Source organism: Labrenzia sp. VG12 (genome assembly GCF_002237595.1).
In the GTDB taxonomy this organism is placed as follows: domain Bacteria; phylum Pseudomonadota; class Alphaproteobacteria; order Rhizobiales; family Stappiaceae; genus Roseibium.
On sequence record NZ_CP022529.1, the window covers coordinates 55,826 to 72,833 of the forward strand.

The 17,008-nt window shown below is 60.7% G+C and carries 11 protein-coding genes and 1 pseudogene; 7 read left to right on the forward strand and 5 right to left on the reverse strand.

What is annotated here, in order from left to right; all coding sequences use genetic code 11:
* Positions 1 to 8 precede the first annotated feature (8 nt).
* The 4 genes from CHH27_RS00240 to CHH27_RS00255 form a co-directional block, all read right to left on the reverse strand.
* On the reverse strand, positions 9 to 1,085 hold the full coding sequence (locus tag CHH27_RS00240; protein WP_094069787.1) for an AAA family ATPase: 1,077 nt from the start codon (positions 1,083 to 1,085) through the stop codon (positions 9 to 11).
* Positions 1,082 to 2,503 carry a DUF5691 domain-containing protein gene (locus tag CHH27_RS00245; protein WP_094069788.1) on the reverse strand — a complete coding sequence of 474 codons (1,422 nt, stop codon included), beginning with the start codon at positions 2,501 to 2,503 and terminating at the stop codon, positions 1,082 to 1,084. Before CHH27_RS00245 ends, CHH27_RS00240 begins: the two co-directional genes overlap by 4 nt.
* Positions 2,496 to 3,872 carry an SWIM zinc finger domain-containing protein gene (locus CHH27_RS00250; protein WP_094069789.1) on the reverse strand — a complete coding sequence of 459 codons (1,377 nt, stop codon included), beginning with the start codon at positions 3,870 to 3,872 and terminating at the stop codon, positions 2,496 to 2,498. Before CHH27_RS00250 ends, CHH27_RS00245 begins: the two co-directional genes overlap by 8 nt.
* Before the next feature lie 235 nt (positions 3,873 to 4,107).
* Positions 4,108 to 5,019: a LysR substrate-binding domain-containing protein gene (locus CHH27_RS00255; protein WP_094069790.1), complete on the reverse strand. Its 912-nt coding sequence runs from the start codon at positions 5,017 to 5,019 to the stop codon at positions 4,108 to 4,110.
* 278 nt (positions 5,020 to 5,297) lie between these two features.
* Here CHH27_RS00255 and katG point away from each other — a divergent pair, with 278 nt between their 5' ends.
* The 7 genes and pseudogenes from katG (at position 5,298) to CHH27_RS00290 (ending at position 15,760) form a co-directional block, all read left to right on the forward strand.
* Entirely contained in the window at positions 5,298 to 7,472 is a 2,175-nt protein-coding gene (gene katG, locus CHH27_RS00260; RefSeq protein ID WP_094069791.1) for a catalase/peroxidase HPI, read from the forward strand.
* Positions 7,473 to 7,890: 418 nt separating this feature from the next.
* Positions 7,891 to 8,655, forward strand: coding sequence for an enoyl-ACP reductase FabI (fabI, locus tag CHH27_RS00265; protein WP_094074424.1), 765 nt, complete (start codon positions 7,891 to 7,893; stop codon positions 8,653 to 8,655).
* A gap of 333 nt (positions 8,656 to 8,988) precedes the next feature.
* Positions 8,989 to 11,300: pseudogene (locus CHH27_RS00270) on the forward strand (DUF3141 domain-containing protein).
* A gap of 403 nt (positions 11,301 to 11,703) precedes the next feature.
* Entirely contained in the window at positions 11,704 to 13,065 is a 1,362-nt protein-coding gene (locus tag CHH27_RS00275; protein ID WP_198338319.1) for a DUF2157 domain-containing protein, read from the forward strand.
* Entirely contained in the window at positions 13,062 to 13,634 is a 573-nt protein-coding gene (locus tag CHH27_RS00280; protein ID WP_094069792.1) for a GDYXXLXY domain-containing protein, read from the forward strand. The genes CHH27_RS00275 and CHH27_RS00280 overlap by 4 nt, the downstream gene beginning before the upstream one ends.
* 56 nt (positions 13,635 to 13,690) lie before the next feature.
* A complete protein-coding gene (locus tag CHH27_RS00285) occupies positions 13,691 to 14,734 on the forward strand; it encodes a class I SAM-dependent methyltransferase (RefSeq protein WP_094069793.1) in 1,044 nt (347 codons plus the stop codon).
* Positions 14,735 to 15,058: 324 nt separating this feature from the next.
* Complete coding sequence (locus CHH27_RS00290) at positions 15,059 to 15,760, forward strand: pseudouridine synthase (RefSeq protein WP_094069794.1); 702 nt, start codon at positions 15,059 to 15,061, stop codon at positions 15,758 to 15,760.
* Between the two features lie 52 nt (positions 15,761 to 15,812).
* Here the strand turns inward: CHH27_RS00290 and CHH27_RS00295 are convergent, their stop codons facing one another.
* Positions 15,813 to 16,931 carry a TauD/TfdA family dioxygenase gene (locus tag CHH27_RS00295; RefSeq protein WP_094069795.1) on the reverse strand — a complete coding sequence of 373 codons (1,119 nt, stop codon included), beginning with the start codon at positions 16,929 to 16,931 and terminating at the stop codon, positions 15,813 to 15,815.
* Between the last annotated feature and the right edge of the window lie 77 nt (positions 16,932 to 17,008).

Here is a 17,008-nt window from a genome sequence, read left to right on the forward strand (position 1 = left end):
TGTTTCCGTCAGACCAGCTCGGTAAGGGCCTGATAATAATCGGCGTAATCCCTGCGCTTTTTCAAAACGGTCTCGAGATATTCCTCCAGCACCACCTTGTCCTGCACTGGATCCTTTAGAACGGCGCCAAGAACATTCGGCGCCAGGCTGCCCGCCGTCAGGTCTCCGCCACCGAAAAAGGCGGCATGGCTGAGACCGCCCACCGTGACGGCAATCGCCTCTGCGGTCGACAGCGTGCCGGAGGGTTTCTTCAAGGTGGTTTTGCCGTCCAGTGTTTCCCCTGCGCGCAATTCCCGGAAGATGGCGAGGAGCCGTTTGACTTCCTCCGTCACGTTCTTTGGTGCGGGCAGATCCAAGGATCGGGCCATTTCGCCGACACGCTTGCTGACGATGGCAATCTCTTCGTCCATGTCGTCCGGAAGCGGCAGCACGACGACGTTGAAGCGGCGCTTGAGGGCGGCAGACAGGTCATTGACGCCTTTGTCGCGGTCATTGGCCGTTGCAATCAGATTGAAGCCGCGCGTGGCATAGACAGCCTCGTTGAGCTCCGGGATCGGCAGCATCTTTTCCGAAAGAACCGTGATCAGGGTGTCCTGAACATCGGACCCCATGCGCGTCAATTCTTCCAGGCGGCAGAGCTTGCCCGTTTCCATGGCGCGGTAAAGCGGTGTCGGCACCAGGGCGTCCCGGCTGGGTCCCTTTGCCAGGAGCTGGGCATAGTTCCAGCCGTAGCGAACCTGGTTCTCGTCGGTTCCCGCCGTGCACTGGATAACCAGGGTCGAGTTGCCGGAAACAGCTGCCGCCAGATGCTCCGAAACCCAGGATTTCGCCGTGCCGGGCACTCCCAGAAGCAACAGGGCCCGGTCGGTTGCAAGCGTCGCCACCGCGGTTTCGATCAGCCGGCGGTTGCCGACATATTTGGCGCTGATTTCGGTGTCGCCGGCTTGGCCGCCCATGAGATAGGTGATCACCGCTTGCGGAGACAGAACCCAGCCTTCCGGTTTGGGTTTGGTATCGACAGCCTTCAGGGCCGCAATCTCGTCGGCGTAAGTGACTTCGGCAGGTTGCCGCTGGATGTCGCTCATAAGGGGTCTCCCGGTGTCAGGGCGGCGTTGAATTGCAACATGAGCAAGGACGCGTCCGTCCGGCTCTTGCCCGCCTCTAGGAACAATTGAATGAGGTTTTGCGCGGCACGCTGGTCGGCAATCAGGCCAAGCTGGAACAGCATGTGTTGCCGGCCGGTGGCGTCAACGCTCTTGCCATCGTCGTTCGCTTCGGATTTCACGGACTTGAGCAGCATCTTGACGGCGGGGGCCGCGATGAGTGTCTCGCCATCCAGACGGCCGAAATTGCCCTCCGCGCAAAACAGCACCCCATCCAGGCTATTCGTGGCCTGCCGCAGGATCTCCGGCAGATGCCGCCACCGGTCAGCAGCAGTCAGCCGGTCCAGCAGTGGCTGCAACAAACCGGCTCTTGCCGACACTTCCGATACGATGCGCTCGGTGAGCACGCGGATTGCGGCCTCAGAACCGGTCCGGGCGACCTGGCAATTGAATTCGTAATCCGCACGGTCGTTCCCGAAGTTCCAGCTTGAGACAAGGGTCTCCGCAGTCAGGCCAAGAGCTGCCGCGAAACCGGGAAGACTCACCGTTTCAAACAGTTCGGTTCGCCGGGCCTGTTGTGCGCCGGTCTTGAGTTTCCGGACCTTCACGATGGTCTTGCGGTTGATCAGGCCCTTTTTGGCCAGTTCGTGGAAATCTGCCAGCTCGGCCGCATTTTCCGTTTCGTCCAGTATGCCGCCAAGCCGGGCCAGCAAGGCGCCGGCAAGGGCCTGAACCTTGGACGACCGGTCCTTGTGATAGAGCTTTTCCAGATAGGTACTATCGGATTTGGAAAGTCCGGCCGCGAGCGCAGCAACACATTTGAGACGTTGTTCCGCAGGCAGGTTTTCAGCCTTGGCCTCGACCAGTCGCAGCGCCTCCTCCGGAGCCTTGAGGCGAAGCGCTGCAAGTGCATGGCCGCGCTCTGCCGGCAGGAAATCATCCCAGGTCTGTTCGTTCAAGGTGTCTGCAGCCAGCTCCGGGTCTCGCTCGTTCCAGCTGTCCCATGGAGCATAACACGCAGGCAGGTCGTCGAAGCGGTCCGGCATGTAGTCCGCCGGATGGGTCGTGAACCCGCGCAGGGCCATGAAGTGCAGAAGCTGCGTCTTCTGCGCGTCCGACAGTTTGTGCAGCGTGAAAAAGCGTCTGAACAGGACCCGGCAGGCATCGGGCAGCGGCGGGAGATCGAGCTTCGGCAAGCTCGGGAATGGCGCCAGGGCACCGGCCGGCGCGGCGCGAAACGCGACCTGGTCCGCCTGGGCGGCAATTGCCAGCAGGGCCAGCTCTGGCTGGTCCAGCCCGGAAAGAGAGGTGCGTATCTCTGCCGGGACCACGTCAATGCCGGACCCGCCGACCATCCAGCGGCCCTTGATCTTGGAAAGGGATTGCAGGAAATCAGTCATCCAGCTGGACCCTTCCCCAGTCGGTCCGGGCACTGAACAGTCTCAGGCGCCGTCCGTCCCAAAGTGCAGCGGTTTGATTCAGTTCCATGCCGGCAAACTGTTGGGCCGGAGCATCCTGGACCGGAAGCGTATGCGCCTCGTCGCTGGACTGCCACCAGACGGCCTTGCCGGATCTGAAAAGGCGGCCATTCGGCAACAGCAGCGGCGTTTCAGATGTCCAGGGAGCGATGTCCTGCTGGATCAGAAAGGGCTGCAATGGATCGCCTTCGGGAGCGGCCGGCCATGGCAAATCGTTTTCGCCGCCAGGCTGTCGTGTTGCCAGAACCGCGCGCAACGGCGCCCGGGCGGGATAGAAGATCAACTCGGCTTCAAACTGTTCGCCGGGCGCAAAGGCGCTTGCGCGTTTGCCCAGACTTGCCGGAATATAATCCAGCAGGACGGCGAAAGCGGGTCCTTTGCCAAGATTCATCAGCCAGGTGGCCTGGCTCACCAGCCCGTCGCGCCGGGTCGAAATGTCTTCACCGACCACTTCCCACCGGGATGTGACCTTGAGGGCATCCTGATTGTCGATCAGGCTGTCCCGTGTCTCGGATGTTGAAATGGCCCGCCGCAGTTCCTTGTCTTCCGGTGCGCTGCGCCATGCCCTTAGCAGAAGAACGATTTTGCCCAGTTCCTGAAGCACCGTTTCCAACCGTTCTTCGGTGGGCAGTTTGATGATCCGCGCCGGTAATTCGTCGAGGCGGCCTGCGAGCGCCTGAGCCTTGCCATCGACCAGACGCGCGGCAATCGCCCTGCAGCGGTTGCTGCAGTCGTCTAGAAATCCGGCAAGACCGGTGCGAAGCTGATCGGCGATCCATTGTTCCAGGTCGTCGGCGGCTGCGATCAACGCCGCTCTGGTGTCTTTCTCCCGCTTTTCGGCAGCCGCCTTTCGGCGAGACTCGGCTTGTGGATCCTCGGTTTTTTCGGCAACCGGGATCCTGGCGGCCGTGAGCGACTTGCCTGTTCTTGAGAGTTCCGGTTTTGTCGCTGCGCCTGATGTCCGTCGGCGCCCCAACCAGTCGTTGACCCATTCCGGAACATTGCCTTGCTGAAAGGCCTGAGGATCGTCGACATACATCCACATCAGCGCAAGGGCATGCTTGCAGGGGAATTTGCGGGACGGGCAGGTGCACTTGTAGCCGTGGTCTCCGGTGTCAACGACCGTCCGGTATGGATTGGCCCCAGACCCCTGGCACTCGCCCCAGATCAGCTGGTCGGCGGTGGAGATCTCGCGCAATGGCCACTTGGACGCCTTGGTCAAGCCATTCGCTGCTTTCAGCGACGACTGGTCCGGTGCGAGCGCGGTAATGACATCGTGTGTCAGTGGCATCGGAGGGAAAAACCTTTGAGGCGTTGCCAGGCAAATGGATGATGTCACGAGATCCGGGGAAACACCCGGAGGCGGGTATTAGGTAACAATAACACTGATGAACATTCGCGATTTAGGCAAAAATCGCTGTGCTTGTAAATCGCGCCTTCCGGAAAATCTGTGGTTGAGCAATGTCTGCGGACAGCAGTTGACATCGGCCGAAAGTGCGTTGTGTTTCCTTGCGCCTTTTTCGCGTCTAAAGCGCCTGGCTGTCAGCCATTGAGAGGCCGGCCTGCCGGACGAGCTCGGCGATCTCGGACAGCTGACCGGCAAGCGGACTGGATTTGCGCCAAACCATGCCGACGGTGCGCTTTGGTTCAGGTGCCTCGAAACGGGAGATGGACACAGACGCCGATCGTGTTTCGACAGGCACGGCCATCTCCGGGATCAAAGTCACGCCCATGCCGGCGCTGACCATTTGCACCAGCGTTGACAAGGAGCTGGCATCCAGCATCTCGCGCGGCGGTCCGGAGGGCATGTTGCAGAACGTCAGCGCCTGATCGCGAAAACAATGCCCCTCTTCCAGAAGCAGCAGGCGCATCTCCCTGAGACTGTCTGCATTCGGCAGCGGCGCATTTGCCTCGCGTGCGGAGCGCAACAGAACAAAGCGCTCGTCGAAGAGCGGTGTTTCCTGCAAGGAGTGTTCCGAGACGGGGAGGGCAACGATAGCGGTGTCGAGCCGGCCTGCCCCGAGTTCTTCAATCAGCTTCGGCGTCACGGTCTCGCGCACATGGATATCGAGCTCCGGATAGCGCGCAGTCAGGTTGCCGATGACCTTCGGCAACAGATAGGGCGCCACGGTCGGGATCACCCCGATCCGGAGCCGACCGACCAGCCGGTCCCTGGAGGCACGGGCCAGATCGCCAAGCTCGTCCGCGGACCGCAATATGTCCCTTGCGCGCTCGACCGCCACTTCACCAAATTGGGTCAGCTGCACCTGGCGGGCGCCTCGATCAAACAGGGCAGCCCCAAGAACTTCTTCCATTTCCTTGATCTGCATGGACAGCGCCGGCTGCGAGATCGCGCAGGCTTCTGCGGCGCGTCCGAAATGACCGTGATGGGCGAGCGCTTCAAAATAGCGGAGTTGCTTGAGCGTGATATTGATCATAATTTTTTCTTATCAAATCAATCAGAAAATTCAACTTCTTCTGATTGAAAAGCTTTGCTACTTTAGAACTTGTAAAGAGTGGGACGGCAGCCTCTGGTGGTTCAGCGGCAGCCTGAAACCTGCTCTTTTCCTGAGAATTTGAACCGTCGTGGCCCGTATCCCCTGCCTGGTCCCGCGGCGTTTCCCGTCGAATGCCCCGTCCGTCTGTCAAATTGCTGACACCGGATCGGAGTTGTCTAAGCCGGTGCCAAGCACCAACAATCGAATTGGAGAGGAAAATGGACGCTAAGGTCGATAAATCTGGCGGTTGCCCCGTGATGCATGGCGGCAATACCGCAATGGACAAGCCTGTCACCAAATGGTGGCCGAATGCCCTGAACCTCGACATTCTGCACCAGCATGGTGCCCGCACCAATCCGATGGATCCGGACTTCAACTTCCGCGAAGCGGTCAAGGGGCTGGACCATGAAGCCGTCAAGGCCGACGTCCGCGCCCTGATGACCGACAGCCAGGACTGGTGGCCGGCTGACTGGGGCCACTATGGCGGCCTGATGATCCGTCTTGCCTGGCACTCCGCGGGCTCCTACCGCATGCAGGATGGCCGTGGTGGTGCCGGTTCCGGCAACATCCGGTTTGCTCCGCTGAATTCCTGGCCGGACAATGCCAGCCTCGACAAGGCCCGTCGTCTGTTGTGGCCGGTGAAGAAAAAATACGGCAATGCGCTGTCCTGGGCCGACCTGATCATTCTCGCCGGCAACATGGCTTACGAATCCATGGGCTTCAAAACCTTTGGCTTCGGCTTTGGCCGCGAGGACATCTGGGGTCCGGAGACCGACGTCTACTGGGGTTCTGAAAAAGAGTGGCTGGCACCTGCTGAAAACCGCTACGAGAGCACCGACGATGCTTCGTCCCTCGAAAACCCGCTGGCAGCGGTGCATATGGGTCTGATTTATGTGAACCCGGAAGGTGTCGACGGCAAGCCGGATCCGGCCAAGACCGGTGCGCATGTGCGCGAAACCTTCAAGCGCATGGCCATGAACGACGAGGAAACCGCGGCCCTGACCTGCGGCGGTCACACGGTCGGCAAGGCGCATGGTGGCGGTGCAGGCGAAAACATCGGTGTCGAACCCGAGGCAACCGGCGTCGAAGCGCAGGGTCTCGGCTGGGCCAACCCGGACCAGGACGGCAAGGCCTCCAAGGCTTTCACTTCGGGCATCGAGGGTGCCTGGACGAAAGAGCCGACCAAGTTCGACATGGGATATTTCGACTACCTCTTCAACTATGAGTGGGAACTGACCAAGTCTCCGGCAGGGGCGTGGCAGTGGAAACCGGTCGACATGCCGGAAGACCAGAAGCCGGTTGATGCAACCGACCCATCGATCCGTCACGATCCGATGATGACGGATGCGGACATGGCCATGAAAGTGGACCCGGTCTACAACGAGATCTGCCGGAAATTCATGGCGGACGAGGCCTATTTCCGCGATTGCTTTGCCCGTGCCTGGTTCAAGCTGACCCACCGCGACATGGGCCCGCGCGCCAACTATCTTGGTCCGGACGTGCCGGCGGAAGACCTGATCTGGCAGGACCCGATCCCGGCCGGCTCGACCTCCTATGATGTTGATGCCGTCAAGGCCAAGATCGCAGCCAGCGGTCTCAGCGCTTCCGAGATGATCGCAACGGCCTGGGACAGTGCCCGTACGTTCCGGGGCTCCGATAAGCGCGGCGGTGCCAATGGCGCCCGTATCCGTCTGGCGCCGCAGAAGGACTGGGCCGGCAACGAGCCGGAGCGTCTTGCCAAGGTGCTGGCGGCGCTTGAGTCGATTGCCGCTGAAGCCGGTGCGTCGCTTGCCGATGTGATCGTTCTGGCCGGCAATGTCGGTGTGGAGCAGGGCATCAAGGCCGCCGGCTTTGACGTTGCCGTTCCCTTTGCTGCAGGCCGCGGTGATGCAACTGACGAACAGACCGACGCAGAATCCTTCGAGGTTCTGGAGCCGCTCGCTGACGGCTTCCGGAACTGGGAAAAGGAAAACTACGCCGTCAGCCCGGAAGAGATGATGCTCGATCGTGCTCAGCTCCTGGGCCTGACCGGCCAGGAAATGACGGTTCTGGTCGGCGGGCTGCGTGTGCTCGGCGCCAATCACGGCGGCAGCAAGCACGGTGTCTTCACCTACCGGGAAGGCGCTCTGACCACGGACTTCTTCGTCAACCTGACCGACATGGCCAACAGCTGGCTGCCGGCGTCCGACGGAACCTACGAAATCCGTGACCGCAAGCTCGGCACCCTCAAGTGGACGGCCACCAGCGCCGACCTCGTGTTCGGCTCCAACTCGATCCTGCGGGCCTATGCCGAAGTCTATGCCCAGGACGACAATGCCGCGAAATTCGTCAAGGATTTCGTTGCCGCCTGGACCAAGGTCATGAACGCGGACCGCTTCGATCTGGCTGCGTAGGCCCGTATCGATATCCTTTGCGACTGGACGGCGCACCGAGTATTCGGTGCGCCGTTTTATGTTTTCGTCTTCGTCATTGCATGGCTTGACCCCGCAAGCCCTGCAATGACCTTTCGCGGATGTTTCAGCCTGAGGTCTGGGCGATGTCATGGATCTCATCGTCAAGCCACGGGATGACGAACGGCTGTCTCTTGGGCGGTCGAGCACATGGCAAGTTACAGCGACGCAATTTCGCACTGCGTCATATTGCAAAATCATCCGCAAGAACCCCTATTTGCCTTGAAAAGTCATTGTTCCGTCACAAGGTTCATGCTGCACTGCGAAGCAGGTTCAAGTTGTACTTGAGGCCGCGCTACGTGGTGGCCGGACGGAAATGCTGCGGCAACGGCCGGTCCTGAATGTCAGGAGCTGTGTTCATATGTTTGATTTGACGGGACATAAGGCCCTTGTTGTCGGCGTCGCGAATGACCAGTCCATCGCCTACGGCTGCGCCAGGGCGTTCCGCGCGCAAGGGGCCGATCTCGCAATCACTTATCTGAACGAGCGGGCCGAATCCTTTGTCCGCCCGCTGGCCGAACAGCTGGATGCTGAAATCATTGCGCCCCTGGATGTGCGCGACGACAGCCAGATGGATGCCTTGTTCGCAGAGATTGCAGGCAAGTGGGGCCGGCTCGATACATTGTTGCACTCCATAGCCTTTTCCAAAAAGGAAGACCTTCACGGGCGTGTGGTCGACTGTTCTGCGGACGGCTTTGGGCTGGCCATGGACATTTCGGTTCACTCTTTTCTCCGCTTGATCCGCCGGTCCGAGCCGTTGATGCCGCAAGGGGGAACCTGCATGACGGTCTCGTTCATGGGCGCGCAGAAGGTGGTCGAAAATTACGGCGTCATGGGGCCGGTCAAGGCTGCGCTCGAAGCGGCGACGCGCTATGCTGCTGCGGAAATGGGGCCGAAGGGTATCTCGGTCCATGCATTGTCGCCGGGACCGCTGAAAACCCGGGCTGCCTCCGGCATCGCCGAGTTTGACGCCCTTCTGAATGACGCGGCGTCCCGGGCACCGACCCATCATCTGGCGACGATCGACGATGTCGGCGCCTATGCCGCGTTCCTTGCCAGCCGAGAGGCCTTCAACGTCACCGGTTCCGTGCATGCCATCGATGGCGGCTACAGCATTCTTGGATAGGAGGTCCTGATGAAGGACATTTTTGATGCGTTTGAAAAGGGCCACAACGAGTTCCTGAACTCGCTCCAGGATGCGACTGCCTGGGGACCTTCGCAGCAGTTCACACGGTTTCAGGCACAGGCAACGGAACTCAGCAACCTCACCGAACTGATGGGCCGGGGACTGACCAAGCACCTGACCAATATCACCGAGGTGCACAAGACCCGCTGGCAGCAGAACATGGCGGCGCTTGGCAAGGCGATGGAAGACCTGGGAACCGCACAGAAGGACGGGTCGTATTCGGGCAATCTGGAGAGTTACTGGAAAGATGCCGCGCAGCGCATGGTGCTGACCATGGACACGCTCCGTCAGCGCGGTGACATCTTCCTGGAGCACGAGGAAGAGGGCTGTCCGCCGGTTCTCGTCTATGGCTACGAGGTCGTGCTGGAAGGCGCCGATCTGCCGAGGCCCTCCTGCTACAGGCTGTTGAAGATCATCCCGCCGAAGGATGCCGTGCACCGTGAACCCAAACCCTGGAAACGGCCCTATATCATCATCGACCCACGGGCCGGTCATGGCGCCGGCATTGGCGGCTTCAAGCCGGACAGCCAGGTGGGCGTTGCTCTACGCGATGGTCATCCGGTTTATTTTGTCGCCTTCAAGCGCATGCCGGAGAAAGGCCAGACACTGGCCGATGTCACCCATTCCGAGGCGGCCTTCGTGCGCAAGGTCATGGAACTTCACCCGGAGGCTCCCAATCCGGTTGTCACCGGCAATTGCCAGGGCGGCTGGGCGACACTTCTGCTGGCAGCCACCAATCCGGATCTTTCCGGCCCGATCATCCTGAACGGTGCCCCCGTCGCCACCTGGTCCGGGCGGGTCGGTGAAAACCCGATGCGCTACAACGCCGGTATCCTGGGCGGCACCTGGAACGCCATGTACTATTCCGATCTCGGACATGGCGTCTTCGACGGGGCCGACATCGTCCAGAATTTCGAATTGCTCAACCCAGCCCGCAACTATTTCGGCAAATATTACGATCTCTATGCCAAGGTCGACACCGAGCCGGAACGCTTCCTGGACTTCGAACGCTGGTGGGGCGGCTATTTCCTGCTCAACGAGGCGGAGATGAAGTGGATTGTCGAGCAGCTTTTTGTCGGCAATCGACTTTCCAAGAACGAAGCGCAACTGGAACCGGGCCGCAATGTCGACATCAAGCAGATCCGGGCACCGATCATTGTCTTTGCCAGCTGGGGCGACAACATCACACCGCCGCAACAGGCGCTCGATTGGATCCTGGACACCTACACCGATGAGCGTGAAATCGCCATTCGGGGCAGCGAATTATCTATATGATCCATGACCAGGTCGGACATCTCGGCATCTTTGTCTCCTCCAAAATCGCGAAGAAGGAACACACCGAGGTCACGTCGACGCTGAAGACCATCGAGGCCTTGCCTCCCGGTCTTTATGAGATGACCATCGACGACTATGAAGGCGAGATACTGGAGCGCGAATTCACGGTCAGCTTCCACGAACGCACCATGGAAGACCTTGAGGCCATAAACGACGGACGGGAGGATGAAATCCCGTTTGCCGCGGTTGCAAGAGCCTCCGAGCAGCAGGCGGAATTCTACGATGTCTGCGTTCGACCCTTTGTCCAGGTCGGTGTGACCGAACAGAGCGCGGAGCTGCGCCGTCAAACCCATCCGCTTCGGATGCAGCGGGCGATGATGTCGAGCCTCAATCCGTTCCTGCATTGGCTTCCTGACCTGGCAGAGCGCACCAAATCCGAGCGCGCACCGGTCGACAGCCAGAACCCGTTTGTCGAGCTGGAACGCGTCAACGCTGCTCTGATCGAGCAGTCGATGGATCTCTTCCGTGATCTGCGCGATACAGCTTACGAGAACATGTTCTTCACGCTTTGGGGCTCGCCTTTCATGCGCTGGTTTGGCCGCACGCACCAGCCGGGCCGCACGCTCAAACGCAAGGACGAATTGCGCAGCCTGCCGCCCGTTCAATCGGCGCTGATGCATGTCGAGGAAGGCGGTTTCCGCGAGGCGGTGGTCCGCATGCTGATCCTGCTGGCCGAAAGCCGCGGCAATGTGCGTCGTGACCGTCTCGAACGCTCCGCCCGGGTTCTGACCCAGGACGAACCGTTCAGGTCGCTGACCCCGGACGAACGCAGCTTCATGCTTCAGGAACAGACCTTGATCTGCGAATTTGCGCCTGAAAAGGCGATTGAGGCCTTGCCCAAGCTCTTGAAAACGAAACAGGAGCGGGAAACGGCTTCAAAAGTCGTGCGCTATATTCCAGGTGCAATCGACGAAATGACGCCGCATACGCTGGAAACCTTGCAGCGTTTCCACAAGGTGCTCGACCTGCCGCCGGTCTCCGGAGACATTACCGAGGATCCGCTGGCCGTCGGCGATGCGAAGAGTGAGCAGACCAATCCGGTCGCGGAAGATGTTCAGGAAGCGGTCGTCAAGACTCCGGTCAAGGCAGCGGCCGCAGCCGAAGCTCCGAAGAAGGCCACCTCACGCAAGCCGGCTGCCCGCAAACCCGCTGCGCGTAAGACAACGGCCAGCAAGACACCTGCCGGCAAACCCACAGCAACCCGTAAGCCGCGCAGCACACCCAAAAAGTCGGAAGAACCGGCTGAATAAATGAAAAGGGGCGTCCGGGCCTCTCGGACGCCCCACAGAGCCCCCCTGGAATTTTTATTGGAGTTCGGCTCTGATCTGAAACGATGTTCCGCCTAGCTGGCGAATGGCATGTTCGGTTTGTGCTCCAGGGAATATCGGGACGCGTCTTGGTAGAATTGCCAAGACAGCATAGCAAGAACGCCTCTCGTCACAAGCCTTGAGCCCCCCTTGAGGGGGAGAAAAACATCCGAAAAAATTGCAATGCTGAATTCATTGCGTTTTTTTCGATATGCAGTGTACTGAGCTTCTTCTCATCCTTCCGCTAGACTGCAAGAGCCCCTATGTTCGCCAGTGACAACGGTGTCGCAAGGCTGCGACTGGCTGGTGACTGAGCCGACGGAACCAAAGGAGTTCGGACAACCACATGTTCGACTGGGCCTATAAGAAGCGTCTGAAGGACGATCTGGAAAACTGGATTGCCAAGGGCTGGGTCAGCTCTTCAGGTGCGGCAGCGATCCTGAAGGATCAGGATCAGGACGACGGCCGTTCGAGACTGCCGATGGCCTTGGCCGGAATTGGCGTGATCTGCGTTGCCCTGGCGGTTCTGGCCTTTATCGCGGCCAACTGGGATGCGATCCCCAAGCTTGTGAAGCTGATCGGGATCGCCCTGCTTATTGTGGCAAGCCACGCGCTTGCCGCGGTCGCAGCCACAAGAGGCCGCTCCGGAATAGCAGATCTGGCGACCGGTTTTGCGACGCTGGTCTTTATCGGTGGCATGGCGCTTGTCGGTCAGATCTTCCACTTGCCGTCCGACTGGGCGGGGGGCGCCTTCCTGGTTTGCCTCGGCGGACTGGCCGGGGCCTGGCTGACCGGATCCAGAACCGCGCTGACGGTGGCGGCCGGGGCCGCGATTACGTGGCAGGTCATGCGCGCCGACATCGGGGCGCCCGACCTTGCTGCCTCACTGATCGGTCTGGTGCTGACCCTTGCCGTGTTTCTGCATCCGGTCTTTCATCCCTCGCGTCTGACGCGCTGGGCGGCGATCGCCTTGCTCTGGGTGACCTATGGCCGATGGTTCGGCGAGACGGCAGATATCCTGTCCGGGGGAGACGACGTTGTGGTCGCGATGCTGCTGGCCGGTGCCGGCGGGCTCAGCGTTGTCATGCTGCAGCTCGACGCCGTCGCCGATCTTTACGTGAAATGGTCCAGCGATCTGCCCGCGCGCGGCCACGGCCACTGGCTTATGGCCCGGTCGCTGCAGGATGTCGGCATGCTAGTCCTGTCGATCCTTGTGGTCCTGTCTCTGGTGCTGGTTCCTGAAATAGCCGATGACCTGTCCGGTGACGGCCTGCTTGCGCTGCCGGGCCTGCTTCCGCTTGCAGCCGCCTTGCTGCTGACGGCGGTCGGTCTGTTGCTGTCCTTTCAGACCGCAAAGGCGCGTGTGTTGTTTGCGGCAACCGGGCTGGCGCTGGTCTCGGTGCTGATGCCTGTGGTCACAACCAATGTCCTGCTGTTGGCCGCGGTTTCCCTGGCAGCCCTTATCGGGCTGTGCGCCCTTGGCACCTGGTACAACAACCGTTTCTGGATGCTCTGTGCCTATCTGGCCCTGACGGCCGAGGCGCTTTGGCTCTTGCAGGTCACCATCGGATCCCTGCTTGGCCAGTCGCTGTTTTTCCTGGTGGCCGGGCTGGTTCTGCTTGCCATGGCGCTTTGGCTAGCGCGTCTGTTCAGGCGCAGGCAGGCGCCCGCCACACCCGTCGTTGATACCGGGGAGGTGCGCTCATGACTGCGGCCGCCCACCCCTTGAGCGACAAGAAACCGTTTCTGTCTCCCTGGCTTCGCTGGGGGCTGCTGGCGCTGATCCAGCTCGGTTTGATCGCGATCCCGCTTGCAGATCGCCTGCAGGTGCAGACGAGCGGGGCCCTGGTGCCGCTTGCCGTCGTTCCGGTCGACCCGCGCGATCTGCTGCGCGGCGACTACGTCATCATCAATCTGGCCATCGCGCGTGTGTCGGCAGACCTCCCTGGCAGCGAGGACCTGCGCGTCGGCGACAGTGTTTTTGTGGAGCTTGACCGGCAGGGAGATGGCGCCGCCACCCCGGTTGCGCTCTCAACGGATCGATCGAAACTCGGGTCTCTGGCAATCGCCGGAACGGTGCAATCCGCCACAGCCGAAGCGATCCGGATCGACTACGGCATCGATGCGTTTTTCCTGCCTGAAGGCGAAGGCCTCGAGATTGAGCGCATGGATACGGACCGTATCCTGCTGGAAGTGGCCGTCACCAACGACGGCCGGTCCCTGCCGGTCAATCTTCTGGTTGATGGAAAACAGTTCCGCTCCGACGCGATCTTTTGACGTTTCGCCAAGAGGGGAGTATGAGCGCAGCACCCCTTTTCAGCTGAAAGTTCTCTATGACCGATCCTGCGCTCGACACTCTTCTGCTGCCGCTTGAAAGCGGCGAAGTCGATCTGCCAACCGGTGCGCGCTGCCTGTTCCTGCGCGCGCGGGCCGGACGGTCCCTTTCAAGCCTTTCCGACTTCGATGTGCTGTGCGAACAGAGTTTCGCTCCGGACCGGGACGCCTTGCAGAAAGCCGGCTTGTCCGTGGAAGCGGAAACGCAATCCGATGGCTTCGATGCTGTTTTCGTCCTGCCGGGTCGTCAGCGCCAGGAAGCGCGGGCCCAGCTCGCGAGAGCTGCCTCCAAGACCAGACAAGGCGGTCTTGTCATTGCCTGCGCGCCGAACACGGAAGGGGCCAAGACCCTTGAGAAGGATCTCGGGGACCTTCTGGGCGGCGCGGAAAAGCTGACCAAGAACAAATGCCGTGTTGTCTGGCAGTCGGTGGAACCCGGCCGGCTTGACCAGGAGCTGATGGCCGACTGGCTGACGCTCGACGCGCCGCGTCCGGTGATGGAGGGCAGCTGGACCAGCCGTCCGGGCATCTTTGCCTGGGACCGCATTGATCCGGCTTCCCGGTTGCTGGCAGATCATCTTCCGGAAACGTTGAAAGGAAAGGGCGCCGATCTCGGAGCAGGTTTCGGGTACCTAAGCAGGACCGTCTTCGAAAAGGCACCGAAAGTCACGGGGATGGATCTTTACGAGGCCGAGAAGCGAGCCCTTGATCTTGCCGAACAGAATCTTGCGGGCTTCAAGGGCAAGCGGGCGATGAACGGCATCTGGTCCGACGTGACCAAAGGGATTGAAGGTCCCTACGACTTTATTGTCTCCAATCCCCCCTTTCACCAGGCTGGCAAGGCCGATCGGGCCGATGTCGGTCAGGGGTTTATCCGGGCAGCCGCTGCAGGTCTTCGCCCCGGCGGAGAGTTCTTTCTCGTTGCCAACCGGCACCTGCCCTATGAGCAGACGTTGGGCGCCGTCTTTGGTGACGTCAAGCAACTGGCCGATGAAGGCGGTTACAAGGTCATCCGAGCCGTCAAGGCCAAGGGAGGGCGGTGAGCCGATGCCACAGGTGATCAATCCCAAGCAAGTCAGTAGGGCAATTAATGGAGCCATACATCGGCGCCCCTCTCCCCCCTGGAGGGGGAGATGTCACCGCAAGGTGACAGAGGGGGGGCTGCAGAACGTCCGCACAAACGACTTTGAGATCAACCGCAGCCGCCCGGTCCCCCCCTCTGTCCGCGACCGCGGACATCTCCCCCTCCAGGGGGGAGAGGGGCACAAGTGGCAAGGCTTTCATCTTTTGAAAAATTCACGTCGCTACAGACCGATGCCTTGCGCGGCTCGCACGGGTGCTCGGCGTCCTTTGTCTGGAGGCACGTCATGCGCCTGGTAAAACTCCTCGCCAATCTCGGCTATGGCAGCCGCAAGGAAATGCAGCAGGCGATCCGCAACGGCTGGGTGACTGACCGGGAGGGCAACCGGCTGAAAGCGGACACCAAGACGGCGCATGAAGACATTCTCTTCGACGACGAGCCGCTTGATCCGGCACAGGGCGTGGTGATCCTGCTGAACAAGCCGCTTGGCTACACCTGCTCGACCAAGGATCAGGGACGTCTTGTCTATGACCTGCTGCCGGATCGTTACCGCATGCGCAAGCCGGCATTGTCGACCATTGGCCGGCTCGACAAGGAAACCTCCGGGGCGTTGCTGTTTACCGATGACGGCACGTTTCTGCATAAGGTGATTTCGCCCAAGTCGGAAGTGCCCAAGGTCTATGACGTCACGCTGGACCGGCCGCTGACCGGGGACGAGGCAGCGCTCTTTGCCTCCGGCGAGATGATGTTGGAAAGCGAGGTCAAGCCGTTGAAACCGGCGGAACTCGAAGTGTTGGGAGAGAACAAGGCCCGTCTGACCCTGCATGAAGGGCGGTACCATCAGGTCCGCCGCATGTTCGCAGCCACGGGAAATCACGTCACCGACCTCTCCAGAACCCGTGTCGGCAGGCTCGGTGTTGATGGTCTTGACGAGGGCGGCTGGAAGATCCTGTCCGAAGAAGACAAGGTATTGATTTTCAGCGCCTGATGACTGGAACATCGCCCGACCAGATGGCCGGGCGATCATTTGTTGAATGTGATCAGGCGTTTGACCGGCTCAACACACGGATCCTGCTGTCGAATTCGCCCCGGTCGACATAACAGCCGCGCAGGTGACGAAAGCCGGTATTGGGGTCAAAGGCCGCCCGGCCGTGAAGGACACGCCGATTGTCGAAGATCACCATTTCACCGCCCTTGAGGCGCGTGGTGATGACGTAGTCCGGTGAGCGTGTCATCTGCATCAGCTTGCGATAGGCGCCGTAAAAGGTCTCCATCCGGTCGGCCGGCAGATCGAAGATGCCCGCGAGATGGGCGTTGAAATGCAGCTCCTGCAGATCACCGAACGGGTCCAGGTCGATCACCCTGTGGTGCCGGCGGATGTCATAGTCTTCGTCCTGGAAGCGGAACGGAACAGGCGTTTCCGCCAGCAGTTTGAAAGCCTCCGGATCCGCCGTCTTCAGGTCAGAGGCAATGGCAAAGCCGTCACAGAAGGTCGAGCCGCCGCCTTCCGCTTCATTGGCCAGGCAATGCAGGAACTGAAAGCCCGGCGGCAGTTCCTGGTTGGCAAGGTCCGTGTGCAGCGGCAACGCGTGCGACGTATAGGCAAGATTGTTGGGGTTCGGTTTCGACATGACCTCGAAAGTGGTGCCGAAATTGGTCTCGCGCAGGAAGCCGATGCGCCGGGCCATGGCCATTCCAGCCTCGGTGTCGTCCGCCATGCCGTCAACCAGCGCAAGGCCGGTCTTCTTGGCTTCGATAAGAAAGTCGAGCAGGGCGTCGTCCCTCGTCATCAGGTCCCTGGCCGCCGCGCGTGGCAGCGATGCCGGGTCGAGATCGCCCCGCCAGAGAACCGGATCGACCTTGGCCGGGTCGGCGAGGCCGACACCCGGGCGGTGCGCCAGAAGCCACTCTGCCCGATAGCGGCTGACATGGCCGTCGCCGGCCCACGTCAGCACGATGTCGCCATCATCCTGATCGGCGCGGTCGATGGTGATGTCCATCGGGATGCTGGTCAGGTCGAATTGCCGTTCCTGGGTCTGGGGATGAAAGCCGCTTGGGCAATTGTCCCGCAGCCAGAGAAAGGGAAAGTCTGCCTGGGTTCCGTCCGGCCAGGCAACATGAAGCACGCGGTCATCGCCGCGAAGGGTAAGGCTTGTCATTTTTTTGATCGTCCGTCGATGTCAGAATCTGGTGGCGTGCCGGGCACGCAAACATCAACAGCTGGCGGGGGGCGGCC

What these genes read in the sequence shown, in the direction of transcription:
- CHH27_RS00240 (WP_094069787.1), bottom strand. Translation starts at nt 1,085, where the DNA reads ATGAGCGACATCCAGCGGCAACCTGCCGAAGTCACTTACGCCGACGAG.
- CHH27_RS00245 (WP_094069788.1), bottom strand. Translation starts at nt 2,503, where the DNA reads ATGACTGATTTCCTGCAATCCCTTTCCAAGATCAAGGGCCGCTGGATG.
- CHH27_RS00250 (WP_094069789.1), bottom strand. Translation starts at nt 3,872, where the DNA reads ATGCCACTGACACACGATGTCATTACCGCGCTCGCACCGGACCAGTCG.
- CHH27_RS00255 (WP_094069790.1), bottom strand. Translation starts at nt 5,019, where the DNA reads ATGATCAATATCACGCTCAAGCAACTCCGCTATTTTGAAGCGCTCGCC.
- katG (WP_094069791.1), top strand. Translation starts at nt 5,298, where the DNA reads ATGGACGCTAAGGTCGATAAATCTGGCGGTTGCCCCGTGATGCATGGC.
- fabI (WP_094074424.1), top strand. Translation starts at nt 7,891, where the DNA reads ATGTTTGATTTGACGGGACATAAGGCCCTTGTTGTCGGCGTCGCGAAT.
- CHH27_RS00275 (WP_198338319.1), top strand. Translation starts at nt 11,704, where the DNA reads ATGTTCGACTGGGCCTATAAGAAGCGTCTGAAGGACGATCTGGAAAAC.
- CHH27_RS00280 (WP_094069792.1), top strand. Translation starts at nt 13,062, where the DNA reads ATGACTGCGGCCGCCCACCCCTTGAGCGACAAGAAACCGTTTCTGTCT.
- CHH27_RS00285 (WP_094069793.1), top strand. Translation starts at nt 13,691, where the DNA reads ATGACCGATCCTGCGCTCGACACTCTTCTGCTGCCGCTTGAAAGCGGC.
- CHH27_RS00290 (WP_094069794.1), top strand. Translation starts at nt 15,059, where the DNA reads ATGCGCCTGGTAAAACTCCTCGCCAATCTCGGCTATGGCAGCCGCAAG.
- CHH27_RS00295 (WP_094069795.1), bottom strand. Translation starts at nt 16,931, where the DNA reads ATGACAAGCCTTACCCTTCGCGGCGATGACCGCGTGCTTCATGTTGCC.